The 21,016-nt window shown below is 53.3% G+C and carries 18 protein-coding genes; all 18 read left to right on the top strand.

Features of this window, described 5'->3' with window-relative positions:
* The first annotated feature begins 127 nt into the window (after positions 1 to 127).
* The 18 genes from ravA (at position 128) to glmS (ending at position 20,863) form a co-directional block, all read left to right on the top strand.
* Positions 128 to 1,624 (top strand): ATPase RavA, encoded by a 1,497-nt coding sequence (gene ravA / locus ACCW76_RS10475; protein ID WP_436338489.1) that lies wholly within the window; start codon positions 128 to 130, stop codon positions 1,622 to 1,624.
* Positions 1,621 to 3,081, top strand: coding sequence for an ATPase RavA stimulator ViaA (viaA, locus tag ACCW76_RS10470; RefSeq protein WP_436338488.1), 1,461 nt, complete (start codon positions 1,621 to 1,623; stop codon positions 3,079 to 3,081). The genes ravA and viaA overlap by 4 nt, the downstream gene beginning before the upstream one ends.
* A gap of 66 nt (positions 3,082 to 3,147) precedes the next feature.
* On the top strand, positions 3,148 to 5,274 hold the full coding sequence (ovoA, locus tag ACCW76_RS10465; protein ID WP_436338487.1) for a 5-histidylcysteine sulfoxide synthase: 2,127 nt from the start codon (positions 3,148 to 3,150) through the stop codon (positions 5,272 to 5,274).
* 108 nt (positions 5,275 to 5,382) lie between these two features.
* A complete protein-coding gene (gene asnC, locus ACCW76_RS10460; RefSeq protein ID WP_034830053.1) occupies positions 5,383 to 5,844 on the top strand; it encodes a transcriptional regulator AsnC in 462 nt (153 codons plus the stop codon).
* 155 nt (positions 5,845 to 5,999) lie between these two features.
* Positions 6,000 to 6,440: an FMN-binding protein MioC gene (mioC, locus tag ACCW76_RS10455; RefSeq protein ID WP_045833457.1), complete on the top strand. Its 441-nt coding sequence runs from the start codon at positions 6,000 to 6,002 to the stop codon at positions 6,438 to 6,440.
* A gap of 441 nt (positions 6,441 to 6,881) precedes the next feature.
* Positions 6,882 to 8,771, top strand: a complete 1,890-nt coding sequence (gene mnmG / locus ACCW76_RS10450) for a tRNA uridine-5-carboxymethylaminomethyl(34) synthesis enzyme MnmG (RefSeq protein WP_436338486.1) — start codon at positions 6,882 to 6,884, stop codon at positions 8,769 to 8,771.
* Positions 8,772 to 8,818: 47 nt separating this feature from the next.
* Complete coding sequence (gene rsmG, locus ACCW76_RS10445; protein WP_038643976.1) at positions 8,819 to 9,436, top strand: 16S rRNA (guanine(527)-N(7))-methyltransferase RsmG; 618 nt, start codon at positions 8,819 to 8,821, stop codon at positions 9,434 to 9,436.
* Positions 9,437 to 10,149: 713 nt separating this feature from the next.
* Complete coding sequence (gene atpI, locus ACCW76_RS10440) at positions 10,150 to 10,530, top strand: F0F1 ATP synthase subunit I (protein WP_034830047.1); 381 nt, start codon at positions 10,150 to 10,152, stop codon at positions 10,528 to 10,530.
* An 8-nt stretch (positions 10,531 to 10,538) separates the two neighbouring features.
* Positions 10,539 to 11,357: a F0F1 ATP synthase subunit A gene (atpB, locus tag ACCW76_RS10435; protein WP_038643975.1), complete on the top strand. Its 819-nt coding sequence runs from the start codon at positions 10,539 to 10,541 to the stop codon at positions 11,355 to 11,357.
* Between the two features lie 50 nt (positions 11,358 to 11,407).
* Positions 11,408 to 11,647: a F0F1 ATP synthase subunit C gene (gene atpE, locus ACCW76_RS10430; protein WP_003849523.1), complete on the top strand. Its 240-nt coding sequence runs from the start codon at positions 11,408 to 11,410 to the stop codon at positions 11,645 to 11,647.
* A gap of 107 nt (positions 11,648 to 11,754) precedes the next feature.
* Entirely contained in the window at positions 11,755 to 12,225 is a 471-nt protein-coding gene (atpF, locus tag ACCW76_RS10425; protein ID WP_034830044.1) for a F0F1 ATP synthase subunit B, read from the top strand.
* Between the two features lie 14 nt (positions 12,226 to 12,239).
* The gene (gene atpH, locus ACCW76_RS10420; RefSeq protein ID WP_436338485.1) at positions 12,240 to 12,773 is read left to right on the top strand and encodes a F0F1 ATP synthase subunit delta; all 534 of its coding nucleotides are present in this window, start codon (positions 12,240 to 12,242) and stop codon (positions 12,771 to 12,773) included.
* A 14-nt stretch (positions 12,774 to 12,787) separates the two neighbouring features.
* Positions 12,788 to 14,329 carry a F0F1 ATP synthase subunit alpha gene (gene atpA / locus ACCW76_RS10415; RefSeq protein ID WP_436338484.1) on the top strand — a complete coding sequence of 514 codons (1,542 nt, stop codon included), beginning with the start codon at positions 12,788 to 12,790 and terminating at the stop codon, positions 14,327 to 14,329.
* A 52-nt stretch (positions 14,330 to 14,381) separates the two neighbouring features.
* On the top strand, positions 14,382 to 15,248 hold the full coding sequence (gene atpG, locus ACCW76_RS10410) for a F0F1 ATP synthase subunit gamma (RefSeq protein ID WP_034830040.1): 867 nt from the start codon (positions 14,382 to 14,384) through the stop codon (positions 15,246 to 15,248).
* A gap of 63 nt (positions 15,249 to 15,311) precedes the next feature.
* A complete protein-coding gene (atpD, locus tag ACCW76_RS10405; RefSeq protein WP_034830039.1) occupies positions 15,312 to 16,709 on the top strand; it encodes a F0F1 ATP synthase subunit beta in 1,398 nt (465 codons plus the stop codon).
* Between the two features lie 24 nt (positions 16,710 to 16,733).
* Positions 16,734 to 17,153, top strand: coding sequence for a F0F1 ATP synthase subunit epsilon (locus tag ACCW76_RS10400; RefSeq protein ID WP_034830038.1), 420 nt, complete (start codon positions 16,734 to 16,736; stop codon positions 17,151 to 17,153).
* Positions 17,154 to 17,420: 267 nt separating this feature from the next.
* The gene (gene glmU, locus ACCW76_RS10395; RefSeq protein ID WP_436338483.1) at positions 17,421 to 18,791 is read left to right on the top strand and encodes a bifunctional UDP-N-acetylglucosamine diphosphorylase/glucosamine-1-phosphate N-acetyltransferase GlmU; all 1,371 of its coding nucleotides are present in this window, start codon (positions 17,421 to 17,423) and stop codon (positions 18,789 to 18,791) included.
* Between the two features lie 242 nt (positions 18,792 to 19,033).
* Positions 19,034 to 20,863, top strand: coding sequence for a glutamine--fructose-6-phosphate transaminase (isomerizing) (glmS, locus tag ACCW76_RS10390; RefSeq protein ID WP_436338482.1), 1,830 nt, complete (start codon positions 19,034 to 19,036; stop codon positions 20,861 to 20,863).
* Positions 20,864 to 21,016: the final 153 nt, after the last annotated feature.

Below are 21,016 nucleotides of genomic sequence, written 5' to 3'. Positions count from 1 at the left end.
TCTCTCGCCTCAACCTTCTGAAACAAAAAAGCTGACGGCTATCAACGCAATCAAGCATGATAACCAGTAGAGTATTGCGCTCGCCAGAATATGACGGCTCCAGGATCAGAAGGACAATGATGTGATTATGGCTCAACCCCATCTTTTGGCAGAAAGAATTTCTCGCCTGAGTAACGCCCTGGAGAAAGGGCTGTATGAACGGCATCATGCGATCCGCCTGTGCTTATTAGCTGCACTGAGTGGCGAGAGCGTATTTTTGCTGGGGCCGCCCGGCATTGCCAAGAGCTTGATTGCCCGCCGCCTGAAATACGCCTTCCAACACGCCCGCGCCTTTGAATACCTGATGACCCGTTTTTCCACCCCTGAAGAAGTGTTTGGCCCGCTGTCGATTCAGGCGTTAAAAGATGAAGGTCGTTATCAGCGATTAACCAAAGGCTATCTGCCTGATGCCGAAATCGTCTTCCTTGATGAAATCTGGAAAGCCGGCCCGGCGATTTTGAACACCTTACTCACCGCCATCAACGAACGCCGCTTTCGCAATGGCGACAGCGAAGAAAAGATTCCGATGCGCCTGCTGGTGACCGCTTCCAACGAATTGCCAGAAGCCGATAGCGGGCTGGAAGCCTTGTATGATCGCATGTTGATTCGCCTATGGCTGGATAACGTGCATGAGAAGCAGAACTTCCGCAGCATGCTCACCCACCAGCAAGATGAAAACGATAATCCGGTGACGGAAGCGCTACGCATCAGTGATGAAGAGTATCACCAGTGGCAGAAAGGCATCAGCCAGGTGAGTTTGCCCGATCATGTGTTTGAGCTGATTTATCAGCTGCGCCAGCAGCTGGAAACGCTGCCTGACGCGCCTTACATCTCCGATCGTCGCTGGAAAAAAGCCATACACCTGCTGCAAGCCAGCGCCTTTTACAGCGGTCGCGTGACCATTGCGCCCATTGATATCATCTTGTTGAAAGATTGCCTGTGGCACGACGTCGCCTCGATGAAGATGTTAGATCGTGAAATCGATGTGCTGATGACGCAACACGCCTGGCAGCAGCAGCCACTGCTGCATAAGCTGCAGCAAATCAAAGCCCGTCGTCTGGCACTGCAACAGCAGCAGAGCGTGGCGCAAGCGCTGACTTTGGAAAAACACAGCGGCATGTTTAGCCGCAAACCGCATTACGAACTGCCTGCTGCCATCACCGACGAGCAACTAACTTTGATGCTGCAACAGCCGCTGACGTTGCACGATATGCAGGTGACGCATGTTCTGATTGGCCATGAGGCGCTTAATCAGTGGTTGCTGAAAGGCGGTGAAATCCGCGGAAAGTTGAACGGTATCGGTTTTGGCCAGACGCTCGATCTGCTGGTGGACGCGCATCATTGCCTGACGCTGCGCGATGTCAGCCTGCAATCCACGCGCTTAACCCTTCCCGGAGCCAGTAGCAGCAGCGACATGCCGCAGGAAATTCTGGATGAGTATGATGCGCTGGATACCCAGCTGCGCGCGCAGCGCACGCTGTTCAGCCAGCATCAGCGCTGCCTGTTTATTAGCGATGACTGGCTGGCACGTATTGAAACCAGCCTGCAGGACGTGGCGGAACAGCTGAAACAGGCGCGTAAATGATCTCACTGGAGACGCTGAGCACGCTGCTATCGATTGGCGAAACGGAGTTAATCGAAGAGTTGATTCTGGCCCTGCTCGCGTCGCCACAGCTGGCGCTGTTTTTTGAAAAGTTTCCGCGCATGAAACAAGCGTTAATGCGCGATTTACCTCGCTGGCGTACCGAGATCGCTGAACAGATGAAAACCACGCCGGTGCCGGAAGCGCTGGCGCAGGAGTTTCAGCTGTTTCAGCAAATGCAATTGATCAGCACGCAGGATTTCAGCCACCAGCTTCCCCACATCATGTCGCAGCTAAATGGCCTGCCGTCGCCATTTCTCGAAGAAGCCAGCAAACTGCTGCTGCACAACGAAACAGAACAACTGAGCAATGCCCAGCACACACTGTTTTTGCAACGCTGGCGACTCAGCCTGACGCTGCAAACGCTCACGCTCAACGAAACCCTTCTTGAGGAGCAGCGCGAACGTCTGATGGCCGAGTTGCAGCAACGGATGGCAATCAGTGGCCAGCTGGCGCCAATCCTTACCGACGATGATGAAGCCGCAGCCGGACGTTTGTGGGATATGAGCAAAGCGTCACTTCAGCACGGTGATTATGAGCTGATTGTGCAATATGGCGATTTCCTCGCACAGCAGCCGGAATTAATGAAACTGGCGCAGCAGTTGGGCCGCAGCCGCGAAGCCAAATCGGTGCCGTCGCAGGATGCACCGCTGGAAGCATTCCACCAGCTGGTGCGCGAGCCTGATCATGTGCCGGAAGAGGTCAGCGGCATTCATCAGAGCGATGACGTACTGCGTCTGTTGCCGCCGGAGCTGGCGGCGTTGAGCATCAGTGAGCTGGAGCTGGAGTTTTATCGCCGTCTGGTGGAAAAGCGCCTGCTGACTTACCAGTTACAAGGCGATGCGTGGCACGAGAAAGTCACACTGCGCCCGGTGAGCCATCAGCAGCATGAAGAGCAACCGCGCGGGCCATTTATCGTCTGCGTCGATACTTCGGGTTCAATGGGAGGATTCAACGAACGCTGCGCCAAAGCCTTCTGCCTTGCGCTGTTAAAGGTGGCATTAGCCGATAAACGTCGTTGCTACATCATGTTGTTCGCCCACGAAGTGATTGGTTACGAACTGACTGCCGATAGCGGTATCGAACAGGCTATCCGTTTCCTTAGCCAGCGTTTTCGCGGCGGCACCGATCTGGCTGCTTGTCTTGCTGCGGTGGTTAAACGTATGGAAGGGAGTATCTGGGATGAGGCCGATGCGGTGATCGTCTCGGACTTCATCGCACAGCGGTTGCCGGATGACACCATCAATGCCATCAAGCAACGTCAACGCCAGCATCAACAACGTTTCCACGCGGTGGCGATGTCGCTCCACGGCAAACCTGGCATTTTGCGTATCTTCGATCATATCTGGCGATTCGACACCGGCCTGAAAAGCCGCCTGCTGCGCCGCTGGAAACGCTAATTCATCTGACAGAAATGCTTATTTGCTATAGTGAATAGTTCGCACACTGAGCATCTGGAGCATCTTGTGAACACCGCCCAACTTCCTGCACCGACCCGCACTTTGCAGCTCTCCGGCCAAAACGCCGAACAAAAACGGAGCGAGCTGCTGGCCTATTTCACCCAAACCTGGGAACTGTACGAAAGCCTGTTTGATTGCCTTGCCGACGAACGCGCGTATTTCAACAAAGCGATCTCGTTGCGCCATCCGCTGATCTTCTACTTTGGCCACACCGCTACGTTCTACATGAATAAGCTGATGGCGGGTCGCTATCTGGATGATCGCGTGGACGATCGTATCGAAGCGATGATGGCAATCGGCGTGGATGAGATGAGCTGGGACGATCTCAACGACAGCCATTACGCCTGGCCGACTGTCGAAGAGGTGCGCGACTACCGCGGCAAAGTCAAAAATCTGGTCAGTGAGTTTATCCGTACTATGCCACTGGAACTGCCGATCACCTGGGAAAGCCCGGCGTGGGTGGTATTGATGGGCATTGAACATGAGCGTATCCATCTGGAAACCTCCAGCGTGCTGATCCGCCAGCTACCGATCGAATGGGTAAAACCGCAAGCGCATTGGCCGGTTTGTCCGCAGGCGCGCCACGATCGCGCATCGGTTCCGGATAACTCGCTGATTGCGATGCCTGGCGGTCGCGTGCAGCAAGGCAAAACAGATGACACCTACGGCTGGGATAACGAATACGGCAGTCAGCTAACCGAGCTTAAACCGTTTAAGGCCAGTAAAATGCTGGTCAGCAACGCTGAGTTTTATCGCTTTATCGCTGCTAACGGCTATCAGGATCAACGCTGGTGGGATGAGGAAGGCTGGGGCTGGCGTGAATTTTCTGGCGCGCAAATGCCCACCTTCTGGGTCGGCGAGATTACGCAACCCGATCAGCTGAAACTGCGCTTAATGGCTGAAGAAGTCGCTCTGCCGTGGGACTGGCCAGCGGAAGTGAATCAGCTTGAAGCCGCCGCGTTTTGTCGCTGGCTGGCGGAAGAGACGGGCAAATCTATTCAACTCCCTTGTGAAGCCGAATGGATGCAGTTACGCGAGCAGGTGAGCGGCGATCAGCCCGACTGGATCGACGCGCCCGGCAATATCAATCTGGCCTATTGGGCTTCATCCAGTCCGGTGGATCGCTTTGCGCAGGGCGAGTTTTTCGACATTGTTGGCAACGTCTGGCAGTGGACCACGACGCCGACCAACGGCTTCGAGGGTTTCAAGGTCCATCCGCTGTATGACGATTTCTCGACGCCGACCTTTGATGGTAAACACGCGCTGATCAAAGGCGGCAGCTGGATTTCCACTGGCAACGAGGCGTTGAAATCGGCTCGTTATGCCTTCCGCCGTCATTTCTTCCAGCACGCCGGTTTCCGCTATGTGGTCTCCTCACATGAAGAGACCATGGCACTCAATCCGTATGAAACGGACAGCATGGTGTCGCAGTATCTCGATTTCCAGTACGGACCGGGCTACTACAACGTGCCGAATTACGCCGTGGCGCTGGTGGAAAAACTGCTGCCGCACTGCAAACAACGTGGTGTGGCACTGGATCTCGGCTGCGCTACCGGCCGTGCCAGTTTTGAACTGGCACGCCATTTCGCGACGGTCACAGGCATGGACTATTCCGCGCGCTTTATTGATGTAGCGCTGCAGCTGACATCCGGAGAGGACTTCCGCTATGTGGTGCCGGAAGAGGGCGAGCTGGTGGAATATCGCCAGGTGCGCCTGAAGGACGTCAATATTAGTGACGAGCAAGCGGCGCGCATTCAGTTTGTGCAGGGCGACGCCTGTAATCTTAAACCGCAGCCGGATCGTTACGATCTGGTGTTGGCTTCAAACCTGATCGATCGTCTGCGTCAGCCAAAACGTTTCCTGCAGGACGTCATCCCAATGATCCGCTCTGGCGGGCTTTTGGTGCTTTCATCGCCTTATACCTGGCTGGAGGAATTCACGCCGAAGGAGAACTGGCTGGGCGGCGTGCGTGAGAACGGTGAAGCTTTGACGACCTATCAGGCATTGCAGCGTTTGCTGCGTGATGCCTTTGAAGAAGTGGTGCCGCCGCAGGATGTACCGTTTGTGATCCGCGAGACGGCGCGCAAGTATCAACATACCGAAGCGCAGCTCACAATCTGGCGTAAGCGATAAAAAAAGCGTGCAGACTGCGGCTACCACGCGGTCTGCACCTTGCCTGTACTGCTAATTTGCTGCACATTCTCCACTGTTCATAGAAGAAGAACTTAAAGAGGATGGATGATGGCAGAACAACTGCAACTGGATAACCTTGATCGCGGCATTCTCAATGCGCTGCTGGAAAACGCGCGCACCGCATATGCCGAGCTGGCCAAACAGTTCAATGTCAGCCCCGGCACCATTCACGTACGCGTAGAAAAAATGCGCCAGGCAGGCATTATCCTGGGCACTCGCGTAGAAATCGATCCTCGTCAGTTGGGTTTTGATGTGTGCTGTTTTATCGGCATCATTCTGAAAAGCGCCCGCGATTATCCCGCAGCACTCAGCAAGCTGGAGGCGTTGGATGAAGTGGTAGAAGCCTGGTACACCACCGGCCACTACAGCATCTTTATTAAGGTGATGTGCCGATCCATCGATGCACTGCAGCAGGTGTTGATCAATAAGATCCAGACCATAGACGAAATCCAGTCCACCGAAACCCTGATCTCGTTGCAAAACCCGATCATGCGTACCATCAAGCCGTAATTCCCTCTCTTTCCTGTGCACAACCTTTTCCCTGGCGGATCACTTGCGTGATGCGCCTTGTCGCCTGATGCTTTCTGTTATTAACCCTGTTTTCCACAGGTGGATCACGGCTTGATCACAGCGTACAATGCTCGCCTTTAGTGCGGGAGAACATCATGGCCGATATTACCTTAATCAGTGGCAGTACCCTTGGCAGCGCCGAATATGTCGCTGAACATCTGGAAGCAAAACTGCAGGAAGCGGGCTTTTCAACCGAGGTGCTGCACGGGCCAGAGCTGGATGAACTGCCTCAGAATGGGATCTGGCTGATTGTGACGTCCACGCACGGTGCGGGCGAACTGCCAGACAATCTGCTTCCTTTATATGAAGCCTTGCAGGAGACGCAGCCGGACCTTTCTGCCGTACGTTATGGCGCAGTGGGTATCGGTAACCATGAATACGACCTTTTCTGCGGGGCCATTAAGCTGCTGGAAGAGCAACTCAACCAATTAGGCGCCAAACGTATTGGCGATCGCCTGGAGATCGATGTTCTCGAACATGAGATTCCTGAAGATCCGGCTGAAGTGTGGGTTGAGACCTGGAAAACGCAGATTTAAGACGATCCAGCATGGTGGGGGATCGGGAAAAGTGAACGATCCCCAGTTTATTTCGCTGTTTTATTGTTTTTTTTACGCCGCTATCTGTGGATAACATAGCCATAATCTTGCGTATAACCGGTAGTTATCCCAATAACAACCCATGCTGCTTTTTTCAGCTGTGCATAAGTGGCCATTTAGATCCCAGCTTATACGGATCAGGAACACCGATCATTCACAGCAAACGATCCTCTCTAATCCTCTGTTAATACTTTGCTTTTCCGGGTTATCAACAGACCAGGGCGATCCTAATAAGAGATCTAACAGAGAGATCATATAAAAGAATAAAGATCCTTTCTTTTAAACCGCAGGATCCCGCGGCTTTCGCAGTCGACAGAATTTCAGTAGAATCCACCGCCCAGGGCAACGATCCCTGTCCGAACATTAACGAGGACCCACTTCATGTTTTATCCAGATCCTTTTGACGTCATCGTAATCGGTGGTGGTCATGCGGGCACAGAAGCCGCGATGGCCGCTGCCCGAATGGGTCAGCAAACGCTGTTACTCACCCATAACATTGATACGCTTGGACAAATGTCCTGCAACCCGGCGATTGGTGGCATTGGGAAAGGACACCTGGTGAAGGAAGTGGATGCCTTAGGCGGTTTGATGGCGACGGCAATTGATCAGGCCGGCATTCAGTTTAGGATACTAAACGCGAGCAAAGGTCCTGCCGTACGGGCAACCCGCGCTCAGGCAGACCGCGTGCTCTATCGCCAGGCCGTGCGTATGGCGTTGGAGAACCAGCCGAACCTGATGATCTTCCAGCAGGCCGTTGACGATCTGATTGTGGAGAACGATCGCGTCGTCGGTGCTGTCACGCAGATGGGCCTGAAATTCCGTGCCAAAAGTGTGGTGCTGACGGTTGGGACATTCCTCGATGGCAAAATCCATATTGGTCTGGATAACTACAGCGGTGGCCGTGCAGGCGATCCGCCATCTATTCCACTGGCGAAGCGCCTGCGTGCTTTGCCGCTGCGCGTAAATCGTCTGAAAACCGGTACGCCGCCGCGTATTGACGCACGCACCATCGATTTTTCGGTGCTGACACCGCAGCATGGCGATACGCTAATGCCAGTGTTCTCGTTCATGGGCAATGTTTCACAGCACCCGCAACAAGTGCCGTGCTGGATCACCCATACCAACGAACAAACGCACGATGTGATCCGCAATAACCTTGATCGCAGCCCGATGTATGCCGGGATCATCGAAGGGATCGGACCACGTTACTGCCCATCGATCGAAGACAAAGTGATGCGCTTTGCCGATCGTAATGCGCATCAGATCTTCCTTGAACCGGAAGGGCTCACCAGCAACGAGATCTACCCGAACGGTATCTCCACCAGCTTGCCATTTGATGTGCAGATGCAGATCGTCCGCTCAATGAAAGGTCTGGAGAACGCGAAGATTGTGCGCCCAGGCTATGCCATCGAGTACGATTTCTTCGATCCGCGCGATCTGAAGCCGACGCTGGAAAGTAAATTTATCCAAGGCCTGTTCTTTGCCGGACAGATCAACGGCACCACCGGTTATGAAGAAGCTGCGGCGCAGGGCTTGCTGGCCGGTTTGAACGCTGCACGTGCCTCAGCAGACAAAGAGGGCTGGGCGCCACGTCGCGACCAGGCTTATCTCGGTGTGCTGGTTGACGATCTCTGCACGCTCGGCACCAAAGAGCCGTACCGCATGTTTACCTCGCGCGCGGAATATCGTTTGATGCTGCGTGAAGACAACGCCGATCTGCGTCTGACAGAAAAAGGCCGCGAGTTGGGTCTGGTCGATGATGCTCGTTGGGCGCGTTATAACCAGAAGCTGGAATTGATTGAGCAAGAGCGCCAGCGTCTGCGCGATCTGTGGGTACATCCGAAATCAGACAATGTGGGCGAAGTGAATAGCGTAATCAGTGCGCCACTGACGAAAGAAGCCAGCGGTGAAGATCTGTTGCGTCGCCCGGAAATGACCTACGAGCTGCTGATGACGTTACCGAGTTATGGCCCGGCATTATCTGACGAGCAATCTGCAGAGCAGGTTGAGATTCAGGTGAAGTATGAAGGGTACATTGCACGCCAGCAGGAAGAAATTGACCGCCAGCAACGCAACGAAAACACCTTGCTGCCTGGCGATCTCGACTATCGTCAGGTTAATGGCTTGTCGAATGAAGTGATCGCCAAACTCAACGATCACAAACCTACCTCCATTGGGCAGGCCTCGCGTATTTCAGGTATTACACCAGCAGCGATCTCCATTTTGCTGATTTACCTGAAAAAACAGGGCCTGCTGCGTAAAAGTGCCTGATCGACCCTGGGGCGAGGTCACTCGCCCCCGTTTATGGAACGTTCCTTGTGATTAACAAACTCTCCCAGCTGCTCGATGCGGCAAATATTTCTCTTACCGATCAACAAAAACAGCAGCTCGTCGGCTATGTAGAATTGCTGCATAAGTGGAACAAGGCGTACAACCTGACATCGGTGCGCGATCCGCAGCAGATGCTGGTGCGCCATATTCTCGACAGCGTGGTCGTCGAACCACATTTACAAGGCGAGCGCTTTATTGATGTGGGCACCGGGCCGGGTCTGCCAGGGATTCCGTTAGCCATTGTCCGTCCACAGGCGCATTTCACGCTACTGGATAGCCTGGGAAAACGCATCCGTTTCCTGCGTCAGGTACAACATGAGTTAGGGCTCACTAACATCACCCCGGTACAAAGTCGTGTGGAAGAGTTCCCTGCAGAGCCACCGTTTGATGGCGTTATCAGCCGTGCCTTTGCTTCGCTGGAAGACATGCTGAACTGGTGCCATCATTTGCCGGGCACCTCAGGCCGCTTCTACGCACTGAAGGGCGTGCGTCCGGATGATGAAATTTCAGCCTTGCCTGCGGGCTTTGTGGTGGAGAAGATTGAATCTCTGCATGTGCCAGAACTGGATGGTGAACGTCATTTAGTGGTGCTGTCTCGCCAATAGCCATAAAAAAGGTGCGGATTTAACACCCGCCGCACCTTTAGTCAGTGAAAACGTCCTGAATAAAAAAACAGCAGTTGAACACTTTTAGTCAAAAGCTTTTATTCGGCAGGGCAGGGTGAGACGGTTAACAAGCGCCACGGAAATTATCCGAAAAGCTCTGTTACATTTAACGAACATTTCACATTTCATTATCACTTAGATCACTTTATTGGCTGTATTTACCTGCGCAAATAGTCACGTCAGAAAATATAACTCTGCAATAAATCGGCGTGCGTAATATCAGTTTTACGTTTTTATTGCGATGTACGATGTCAATAGAGTGTTTTTATCGAAAATCATGAGTTGATGCCGGGTGGATAATTCTATCCTGATGATAAAAAACAGCTTTCATCACTTTTGAAATCTTAAAATTCATGCTTAAAACAAATTCATTCGCTAGCCTATTGCCTATAATGTGATCTGAAGCACGCTTTAAAAGCAAGCCAACAAGGCAATTTCAGCGATTTAGCTGAGCCATAGTGGAAGGTGATGTTTTGAAAAATAGCCCTCCAGAAAGAAATTTAAATAATTGTTCACCTTTTCGCTACTTACCGATTGAAATCGCAGGTGGCGCCCGTATAATTTGCACGGCTTTTGCTGCTTGACTCAAATGAGTAAAGGCAGTCTTATACGACACGCGACATACCCCGTTCGGGGCAGGAGAGTTCAACGCCATGTCAGTGTCTCTTTACAGTGTGAAATTAGCCCGGACCGTGCTGGTGATCCAGTTGGTGACGTTTGTCATCATCGGTGCACTCTTTACTCTGAAAGATGTTATCTGGGGCGCCTCCGCCATCGCGGGTGGAGCGGCAGCCTGGCTGCCGAATGTGTTGTTTATGTTTTTAGCCTGGCGCCTGCAGGATCAAACGCCTGCCAAAGGTCGTGTGGCCTGGAGCTTCGCCCTCGGTGAAGTGTTGAAGGTCTTCACGACAGTCATTCTTCTCATGGTGGCGTTAGGTGTGTTTGGAGCGGTCTTCTGGCCACTCGCAATCACTTGGTTATCGGTGCTGGTGGTGCAGATCGTCGCGCCGGCTGTAATTAACAACAAAGGGTAAGAGGCATCATGGCTGCTGGAGAAATCTCTACTCCGCAAGAATACATAGGTCACCACCTGAATAACCTTCAGCTGGACCTGCGTACTTTCGAGTTGGTGAATCCGCACGACGCTCCTGCGACGTTCTGGGTATTAAATATCGATTCCATGTTTTTCTCTGTGGTACTGGGACTGCTTTTCCTGGTGTTGTTCCGTAAAGTGGCAAAAAGCGCCACCAGCGGTGTGCCAGGGAAACTTCAAGCGGCTATCGAACTGGTTGTCGGTTTCGTTGATAACAACGTTCGCGACATGTACCACGGTAAAAGCAAACTTATCGCCCCGCTGGCTCTGACAATTTTTGTCTGGGTCTTCCTGATGAACTTCATGGATCTGCTGCCTATCGATTTGCTGCCGTTTATCGGTGAGCACTATCTTGGCCTGCCAGCGCTGCGCGTTGTGCCGTCTGCAGATGTGAACATCACGCTATCTATGGCGTTGGGCGTCTTTATTTTGATTCTGTTCTACAGCATCAAAATGAAAGGCATTGGCGGCTTCACCAAAGAACTGACGCTGCAGCCTTTTAATCACCCGATCTTCATCCCAATCAACCTGATTCTTGAAGGTGTTAGCCTGCTGTCTAAACCGGTTTCACTCGGTCTGCGACTGTTCGGCAACATGTATGCGGGTGAACTGATCTTTATCCTGATTGCCGGCTTGCTGCCGTGGTGGTCGCAGTGGTTGTTGAATGTGCCATGGGCCATTTTCCACATCCTGATCATTTCGCTGCAGGCTTTCATTTTCATGGTCCTCACGATTGTCTATCTGTCGATGGCATCTGAAGAACATTGATTTTTTTATCTCAACACTAAGCTTTTAACTGAAACAAACTGGAGACTGTCATGGAAAACCTGAATATGGATCTGCTGTACATGGCTGCCGCTGTGATGATGGGCCTGGCGGCAATCGGTGCTGCGATCGGTATCGGCATCCTCGGAGGCAAATTCCTGGAAGGCGCTGCGCGTCAACCGGATCTGATTCCTCTGCTGCGTACGCAGTTCTTTGTTGTAATGGGTCTGGTGGATGCAATCCCAATGATCGCTGTAGGTCTGGGTCTCTACGTGATGTTTGCGGTCGCCTAAACCTGGTAGCCTTGTTCACTCATGGCACCCGGTGTGATGAGGAACGGATTCTGCCGTTTATCGCTGATAGCGGCAGAGCAAGTTAACTTAATAAGAGGCATTGTGCTGTGAACATTAATGCAACAATCCTCGGCCAGGCCATCGCGTTCATTCTGTTTGTCGCGTTCTGCATGAAGTACGTATGGCCGCCGATCATGGCTGCCATCGAAAAGCGCCAGAAAGAAATTGCTGATGGCCTTGCTTCTGCTGAGCGCGCGAAGAAAGATTTAGATCTCGCGCAGGCCAATGCGACCGACCAGCTGAAAAAAGCGAAAGAAGACGCTCAGGTCATTATCGAGCAGGCGAACAAACGCCGTGCACAGATTCTGGACGAAGCGAAAACCGAAGCTGAGACTGAACGTAACCGCATCGTGGCACAAGCGCAGGCAGAAATCGAAGCCGAGCGTTCACGTGCCCGTGAAGAGCTGCGTAAGCAAGTCGCGTTGCTGGCATTAGCTGGCGCCGAGAAAATCATCGAACGTTCCGTGGATGAAGCTGCTAACAGCGACATCGTTGATAAACTGGTCGCTGAACTGTAAGGAGGGAGGGGCTGATGTCTGATCTGATTACTGTAGCTCGCCCCTACGCCAAAGCAGCTTTTGACTTTGCTGTTGAGCATCAAAGTATCGATCGCTGGCAGACTATGCTGGCGTTTGCCGCTGAAGTGGCTCGCAACGAACAGATGGCAGATCTTCTTTCCGGTGCGCTCGCGCCGGAAGCTTTGTCTGCTTCTTTCAACGCGGTATGTGGCGATCAACTTGATGAACCCGCTCAGAACCTGATTAAGGTAATGGCGGAAAACGGACGTTTGACAGCACTTCCAGCGGTACTGGAACAGTACATCCAACTGCGCGACGCTTATGAAGCGACCGCCGAAGTGGATGTGATTTCTGCCAGTACCCTGAGTGACAGCCAGCTGAATAAAATCAGCGCCGCGATGGAAAAACGTCTGTCACGCAAAGTTAAGCTGAATTGCAAAATTGACAAGTCTGTAATGGCAGGTGTGGTTATCCGTGCGGGTGACCTGGTCATTGATGGTAGCGTACGCGGCCGTCTTGATCGTCTGGCAGACGTCTTGCAGTCTTAAGGGGACTGGAGCATATGCAACTGAATTCCACCGAAATCAGCGAACTGATCAAGCAGCGCATTGCTCAGTTCAATGTGGTGAGCGAAGCTCACAACGAAGGTACTATTGTTTCTGTAAGTGACGGTATCATCCGCGTACACGGCCTGGCCGATGTGATGCAGGGTGAGATGATTGCCCTGCCGGGCAACCGTTACGCTATCGCACTGAACCTCGAGCGTGACTCGGTTGGTGCAGTAGTGATGGGTCCGTACGCTGACCTCGCCGAAGGCATGAAGGTTAAATGTACTGGCCGTATTCTTGAAGTTCCAGTTGGCCGTGGCCTGCTGGGCCGTGTGGTGAACACCCTGGGTGCACCGATCGACGGTAAAGGCGCAATCGAAAACGACGGCTTCTCGCCTGTTGAAGTGATTGCACCGGGCGTTATCGACCGTCAGTCAGTAGACCAGCCTGTTCAGACCGGTTACAAATCTGTCGATGCGATGATTCCAATCGGCCGTGGCCAGCGTGAGCTGATCATCGGTGACCGTCAGACCGGTAAAACCGCAATGGCAATCGACGCCATCATCAACCAGCGCGATTCAGGCATCAAGTGTGTCTACGTTGCGATTGGCCAGAAAGCGTCAACCATTTCTAACGTGGTACGTAAGCTGGAAGAACACGGCGCGTTGGCTAACACCATCGTCGTTGTGGCTTCTGCTTCTGAATCCGCTGCACTGCAATACCTGGCGCCATACGCCGGTTGCGCAATGGGTGAGTACTTCCGTGACCGCGGTGAAGATGCCCTGATCGTATACGATGACCTGTCTAAGCAGGCTGTTGCTTACCGTCAGATTTCACTGCTGCTGCGCCGTCCACCAGGTCGTGAAGCATTCCCTGGCGACGTGTTCTATCTCCACTCTCGTCTGCTGGAGCGTGCATCACGCGTTAGCGCTGACTACGTTGAGCGCTTCACCAACGGTGAAGTGAAAGGCCAGACCGGTTCTCTGACCGCGCTGCCAATCATCGAAACTCAGGCGGGTGACGTTTCTGCGTTCGTTCCGACCAACGTAATCTCGATTACTGATGGTCAGATCTTCCTGGAATCAAACCTGTTCAACTCTGGTATTCGTCCAGCCGTTAACCCGGGTATCTCTGTATCCCGTGTTGGTGGTGCTGCACAGACCAAGATCATCAAGAAACTGTCCGGTGGTATCCGTACCGCGCTGGCACAGTATCGTGAACTGGCTGCGTTCTCTCAGTTCGCATCTGATCTGGATGATGCAACCCGTAAACAGCTGAGCCACGGTCAGAAAGTGACCGAGCTGCTGAAACAGAAACAGTATGCGCCGATGTCTGTCGCGCAACAGGGTCTGGTGCTGTTTGCTGCTGAGCGCGGCTTCCTGAACGACGTTGAACTGGCGAAAATCGGTAGCTTCGAAGCCGCCCTGCTGGCGTTCGCGGATCGCGACCACGCTGAGCTGATGGCTGAAATCAACCAAGCGGGCAACTTTAACAACGACATCGAAGCGAAGCTGAAAGGCCTCCTCGAAACGTTTAAAGCAACCCAGTCCTGGTAATGTCTGGCGGCTTGTCTGAAAAGGCAGGCCGCAAGGCTTTGAGGAGAAGCTAATGGCCGGTGCAAAAGAAATACGTACCAAGATTGGAAGCGTAAAAAATACGCAGAAGATCACCAAAGCGATGGAAATGGTCGCCGCCTCCAAAATGCGTAAAACGCAGGAACGCATGGCGGCCAGCCGTCCGTATGCAGATACCATGCGCAAAGTGATTGGTCACCTTGCTCTCGGTAATCTGGAATACAAGCACCCTTACCTGGATGAGCGTGACGTTAAGCGCGTCGGCTACCTGGTCGTTTCGACTGACCGCGGGCTTTGTGGTGGTTTGAACATTAACCTGTTCAAAAAATTGCTGGCAGATATGAAGGGCTGGGCTGATAAAGGTGTACAGAGCGATCTGGCCGTTATTGGTTCTAAAGGCAATTCATTCTTCGGCTCTGTCGGTGGCAACATCGTGGCACAGGTCACTGGTATGGGCGACAAGCCTGCACTGTCTGATCTTATCGGCCCGGTAAAAGTGATGTTGCAGGCCTATGATGAAGGTCGCATCGACAAGCTGTATATCGTCAGCAACAAGTTTAATAACACCATGTCTCAGACTCCGACCATTACCCAACTGCTGCCGTTACCGCCAGCGGAAGGTGAAGAAGAGATGAAGGCGAAGACCTGGGATTACCTGTACGAACCCGATCCGAAAGCGCTGCTGGATACCCTGCTGCGCCGTTATGTCGAATCGCAGGTTTATCAGGGTGTGGTGGAAAACCTGGCCAGTGAGCAGGCTGCACGTATGGTGGCAATGAAAGCTGCAACCGATAACGGCGGAAACCTGATCAAAGAGCTGCAGTTGGTTTACAACAAAGCTCGTCAGGCCAGCATCACCCAGGAACTTACCGAGATCGTCTCGGGAGCCTCCGCGGTTTAACCAGGCATATATCCTGTCGCGCGAGCGCGGCCGGATATTCTCGTATTAGGTAGAGGATTCAAGATGGCAGCTGGAAAGATTGTCCAGATTATCGGCGCCGTAGTTGACGTCGAATTCCCTCAGGACGCGGTACCGCAGGTATATAGCGCGCTTGAGGTTCAAAATGGTGACGCTCGTCTGGTGCTGGAAGTTCAGCAGCAGCTGGGTGGTGGCGTGGTTCGTACCATCGCCATGGGTACTTCTGACGGCCTGAAGCGCGGTCTGCAAGTTACCGACCTGAAAAAACCGATCCAGGTACCGGTTGGTAAAGCAACCCTCGGCCGTATCATGAACGTATTGGGCGAACCAATCGACATGAAAGGCGACCTGCAGAATGACGACGGCACCACCGTAGAGGTTTCCTCTATTCACCGTGCTGCGCCTTCTTATGAAGATCAGTCTAACTCGCAAGAGCTGCTGGAAACCGGCATCAAGGTTATCGACCTGATGTGTCCGTTCGCTAAGGGCGGTAAAGTCGGTCTGTTCGGTGGTGCGGGTGTAGGTAAAACCGTAAACATGATGGAGCTGATCCGTAACATCGCGGCTGAGCACTCAGGTTACTCGGTATTTGCTGGTGTGGGTGAGCGTACTCGTGAGGGTAACGACTTCTACCACGAAATGACTGACTCCAACGTTATCGATAAAGTAGCGCTGGTGTATGGCCAGATGAACGAGCCGCCGGGTAACCGTCTGCGCGTAGCACTGACCGGTCTGACCATGGCGGAGAAATTCCGTGATGAAGGCCGTGACGTTCTGCTGTTCATCGACAACATCTACCGTTACACCCTGGCCGGTACTGAAGTATCAGCACTGCTGGGTCGTATGCCATCTGCGGTAGGCTACCAGCCAACGCTGGCAGAAGAGATGGGTGTGTTGCAGGAGCGTATTACCTCCACTAAGACCGGTTCAATCACCTCTGTACAGGCCGTTTACGTTCCTGCGGATGACTTGACTGACCCGTCACCAGCAACCACCTTTGCTCACTTAGACTCAACCGTTACGCTGAGCCGTCAGATCGCCTCTCTGGGTATCTACCCAGCCGTTGACCCGCTGGATTCTACCAGCCGTCAGCTGGATCCACTGATCGTGGGTCAGGAGCACTACGACGTTGCGCGTGGCGTGCAGTCTCTGCTGCAGCGTTACCAGGAACTGAAAGACATCATCGCCATCCTCGGTATGGACGAGCTGTCTGAAGAAGACAAACTGTTGGTGGCACGTGCGCGTAAGATTCAGCGCTTCCTGTCTCAGCCGTTCTTCGTTGCTGAAGTCTTCACCGGTTCTCCAGGTAAGTACGTGACCCTGAAAGACACTATTCGTGGCTTCAAAGGCATCATGGAAGGCGAATTCGACCACCTGCCAGAGCAGGCGTTCTACATGGTCGGCGCTATCGAAGAAGCTGTAGAAAAAGCGAAGAAACTGTAATAACGGTTTCCCAGGAGGAATAGTATGGCTATGACTTATCATCTGGACGTTGTCAGCGCGGAGCAGCAAATGTTCTCCGGTCTGGTTGAGCGTATCCAGGTGTCAGGTAGCGAAGGTGAGCTGGGTATTTACCCTGGCCACGCCCCGCTGCTGACAGCCATCAAGCCTGGTATGATTCGCATCGTGAAGCAGCACGGCGAAGAGGAGTATATCTACCTCTCTGGCGGCGTGCTGGAAGTACAGCCGGGCAGCACGACCGTTCTGGCCGACACCGCGATTCGCGGTGAAGACCTCGACGAAGCGCGCGCGCTGGAAGCGAAACGTAAAGCAGAAGAGCACATGAACAGCAGCCACGGTGACGTGGACTATGCTCAGGCCTCTGCGGAACTGGCGAAAGCTATCGCGAAACTGCGTGTAATCGAGCTGACCAAGAAAGCGATGTAATCAGGCTTTATGCGTCACGAAATGCCAGCCCATAGGGTTGGCATTTTTTTTATCTGCGATAAGTCCCCCCGCTTTGGGTGAGTGCGATGTTATCGTGCTCAGCCGACCGATTGCATCGGCAAAATGCATCGTGTGATGCCCTGGCCGGAACTGGTTTTATCCACGATCATCCTTTCATCTTTATCCGCTAATTTCGCCCCGAGAAAAATGTAGTAATCTCAGGGGTAAACCTTACACTTTCGAAAGTTAAATTGAGTCTGGATAGTTATGTCTACAAGCGCGATGAGTGTGGTGATCCTGGCCGCTGGCAAAGGCACCCGAATGTATTCCGATCTGCCGAAAGTTCTGCATACCCTGGCAGGCAAACCAATGGTTCAGCATGTGATCGATGCCGCGACCGGCCTCGGTGCCCAGCAGGTGCATCTGGTGTACGGTCACGGCGGCGGTTTACTGCAAGAGAAACTGGCCCACAACACCTTGAACTGGGTATTGCAGGCTGAACAGCTGGGTACCGGCCATGCGATGCAGCAGGCGGCACCTTTCTTTGCTGATGACGAAGATATTTTGATGCTGTACGGCGACGTACCGCTGATCTCCCAACCGACATTGCAACGCCTGCGTGATGCCAAACCTGAAGGCGGCATCGGTTTGCTCACGGTGGTGCTGGATAATCCGACCGGTTATGGGCGCATTGTGCGTGAAAATGGCACGGTGACGGGCATTGTTGAGCAGAAAGATGCCTCAGCCGAACAGCTGAAAATCCCTGAGATCAACACCGGCATTCTGATTGCTAACGGCGGGGACTTGAAACGCTGGCTAGCACAGCTGAATAACAACAATGCGCAGGGTGAATTCTATATCACTGACATCATTGCCATGGCGCATCATGAAGGCCGCGTGATCAATGCGGTGCACCCGGCCCGTATCAGCGAAACCGATGGCGTGAACAATCGTCTGCAGCTGGCCACGCTTGAGCGCGCATATCAGAGCGAGCGGGCAGAACAACTGCTGCTGGCGGGCGTCATGCTGCGCGATCCTGCTCGTTTCGACCTGCGCGGAACGCTGCAACATGGACGTGACGTCGAAATCGATACCAACGTTATCATCGAAGGCACGGTGACATTGGGCAACCGCGTCAGGATAGGCGCTGGGTGCATCATCAAAAACAGCGTGATTGGCGATGATTGCGAAATCAGCCCTTATTCAGTCATCGAAGATGCCTCTTTAGCCGTTGCCTGCACCGTAGGCCCGTTCGCGCGTCTGCGCCCTGGCAGCGAGTTGGCAGAAGAGGCGCACGTTGGCAATTTCGTTGAGATGAAAAAAGCCACCTTGGGCAAAGGCTCTAAAGCTGGCCATCTCTCTTATCTCGGTGACGCCGAAATTGGCGCGGGTGTGAATATCGGTGCAGGCACCATTACCTGTAACTACGATGGCGCGAATAAATCGAAGACCATTATCGGCGACAACGTGTTTGTCGGCTCCGATACCCAGCTGGTGGCTCCGGTCACCGTCGCGGCTGGCGCGACCATCGCAGCAGGCACTACGGTAATGAAAGATGTCACCGCAGCCGATTTGGTCTACAACCGTAAAGAACAGAATCAGAAGTCTGGCTGGCAGCGTCCGGTTAAGAAAAAATAAATTTTAAGGGTCGGCAAAGATCGGCCCGTGAAAAAAAACTACCCGAAATCATTCGAGTTTCAGAAAGGTGGCAAGCGCGAATCCTCAGGAGCTGACTGAAGTCAGTGACTGAGGTGAATGCGCCTGGCCAACGCACCTGAAATTTGAAGTATGAAGGGTAAATCCCCACTCTCTACAAGGCTCGGGGAAATCAGGTCAGAAGACAACGCAATGGCCGAAAGCCATGAAGTCAGGAAACTATTATGTGTGGAATTGTTGGTGCAGTAGCGCAGCGTGATATCGCAGAAATTCTGCTGGAAGGTCTGCGTCGTCTTGAGTATCGCGGTTATGACTCTGCGGGTCTGGCCGTTGTCGATCGCCAGGGACATATGACGCGTCTGCGTCGTCTTGGCAAAGTGGCTAATCTGGCAGAAGCGGCAGAGCAGCAACCACTGGTGGGCGGAACGGGTATTGCTCATACGCGTTGGGCCACTCATGGTGAGCCGTCAGAAGCCAATGCGCACCCGCATGTCTCTGAGCACATCATTATTGTGCACAACGGTATTATCGAAAACCATGAGCCATTGCGTGCTCAGATGATCGAACGTGGCTACCACTTTGCCTCAGAAACCGACACCGAAGTGGTGGCGCACCTGGTGCATTGGGAGCAGAAGCAGGGCGGCACGCTGCGCGAAGTGGTGCTGCGTGTGATCCCGCAACTGCGTGGTGCTTATGGCATGGTGATCATGGACAGCCGCGATCCCTCCGTGCTGGTGGCCGCCCGTTCTGGTAGCCCCTTGGTGATTGGCCGTGGCGTGGGTGAAAACTTTATCGCTTCTGACCAACTGGCGCTGCTGCCGGTGACCCGCCGCTTTATGTACCTGGAAGAGGGCGATATCGCTGAGATTACGCGCCGTGAAGTCACCATCATCGATCGTGATGGCAAGCCAGCCAAACGCGCGGAAATCGAATCCACCGCGCAGTACGATGCCGGTGATAAAGGTGCCTATCGTCACTACATGCAGAAAGAGATCTACGAGCAGCCGAACGCGATTAAAAACACCATCACCGGTCGCTTTAATCATGGGCAAATCGATCTCAGCGAACTGGGTGCCAATGCCGAAGCCTTGCTGAGCAAGGTTGAGCACATCCAGATTATCGCCTGCGGTACCTCGTATAACTCCGGGATGGTGTCGCGCTACTGGTTTGAGTCGCTGGCCAACATTCCTTGCGATGTGGAAATCGCCTCCGAATTCCGCTATCGCAAATCCGCTGTGCGTAAAAACAGCCTGCTAATCACCCTGTCGCAATCGGGTGAAACCGCCGATACGCTGGCCGCACTGCGTCTGTCAAAAGAACTGGGTTATCTTGGATCGCTGGCCATTTGTAACGTTGCCGGCTCTTCACTGGTGCGTGAATCCGATCTGGCGCTGATGACCAAAGCCGGCACCGAAATTGGTGTGGCCTCGACCAAAGCCTTCACCACGCAATTGGCGGTGTTGCTGATGCTGGTGGCGAAACTGGGTCGTCTGCACGGTATGAAGCCGGAAACTGAACACGAGATCGTGCATGCGCTGCAGGCCTTACCGAGCCGTATTGAGCAGATGCTGGCACAAGACAAAGTGATTGAAAGCCTGGCCGAAGGTTTCTCGGATAAGCATCATGCGTTGTTCCTGGGTCGTGGCGATCAGTATCCGATCGCGATGGAAGGGGCGCTGAAGCTGAAAGAGATCTCCTATATCCATGCTGAAGCCTACGCCGCCGGAGAGCTGAAACACGGCCCGCTGGCGCTGATTGATGCCGATATGCCGGTCATCGTCGTCGCGCCGAATAACGAGCTGCTGGAGAAGCTGAAATCGAACATTGAAGAGGTGCGCGCGCGCGGCGGTCTGCTGTATGTGTTTGCCGATCAGGATGCGGGTTTCAGCGACAGCGAGGGCATGAAAATCATCTCACTGCCACACGTCGAAGAGGTGATTGCACCGATCTTCTACACCGTGCCGTTGCAGCTGCTTTCGTATCATGTTGCGCTGATTAAAGGCACCGACGTTGACCAGCCACGTAACCTGGCAAAATCGGTTACCGTTGAATAATCTATAAAAAGGGCGGGCCTGCAACGGGTCCGCTTGCTTTTTAAACGGTGTCATATAACTGTCATATTTCGTACATTTCACTGTCATCAAACTGTCCTATTTTCCCTCCAGCAGCAATCACTGACTCCAACTAAAATGGCATTGAGCCTGATT

It is taken from the genome of Pantoea sp. C8B4, assembly GCF_051336905.1.
GTDB classification, from domain to species: domain Bacteria; phylum Pseudomonadota; class Gammaproteobacteria; order Enterobacterales; family Enterobacteriaceae; genus Pantoea; species Pantoea rwandensis_B.
This window is presented reverse-complemented; position numbering and strand designations above follow the sequence as displayed.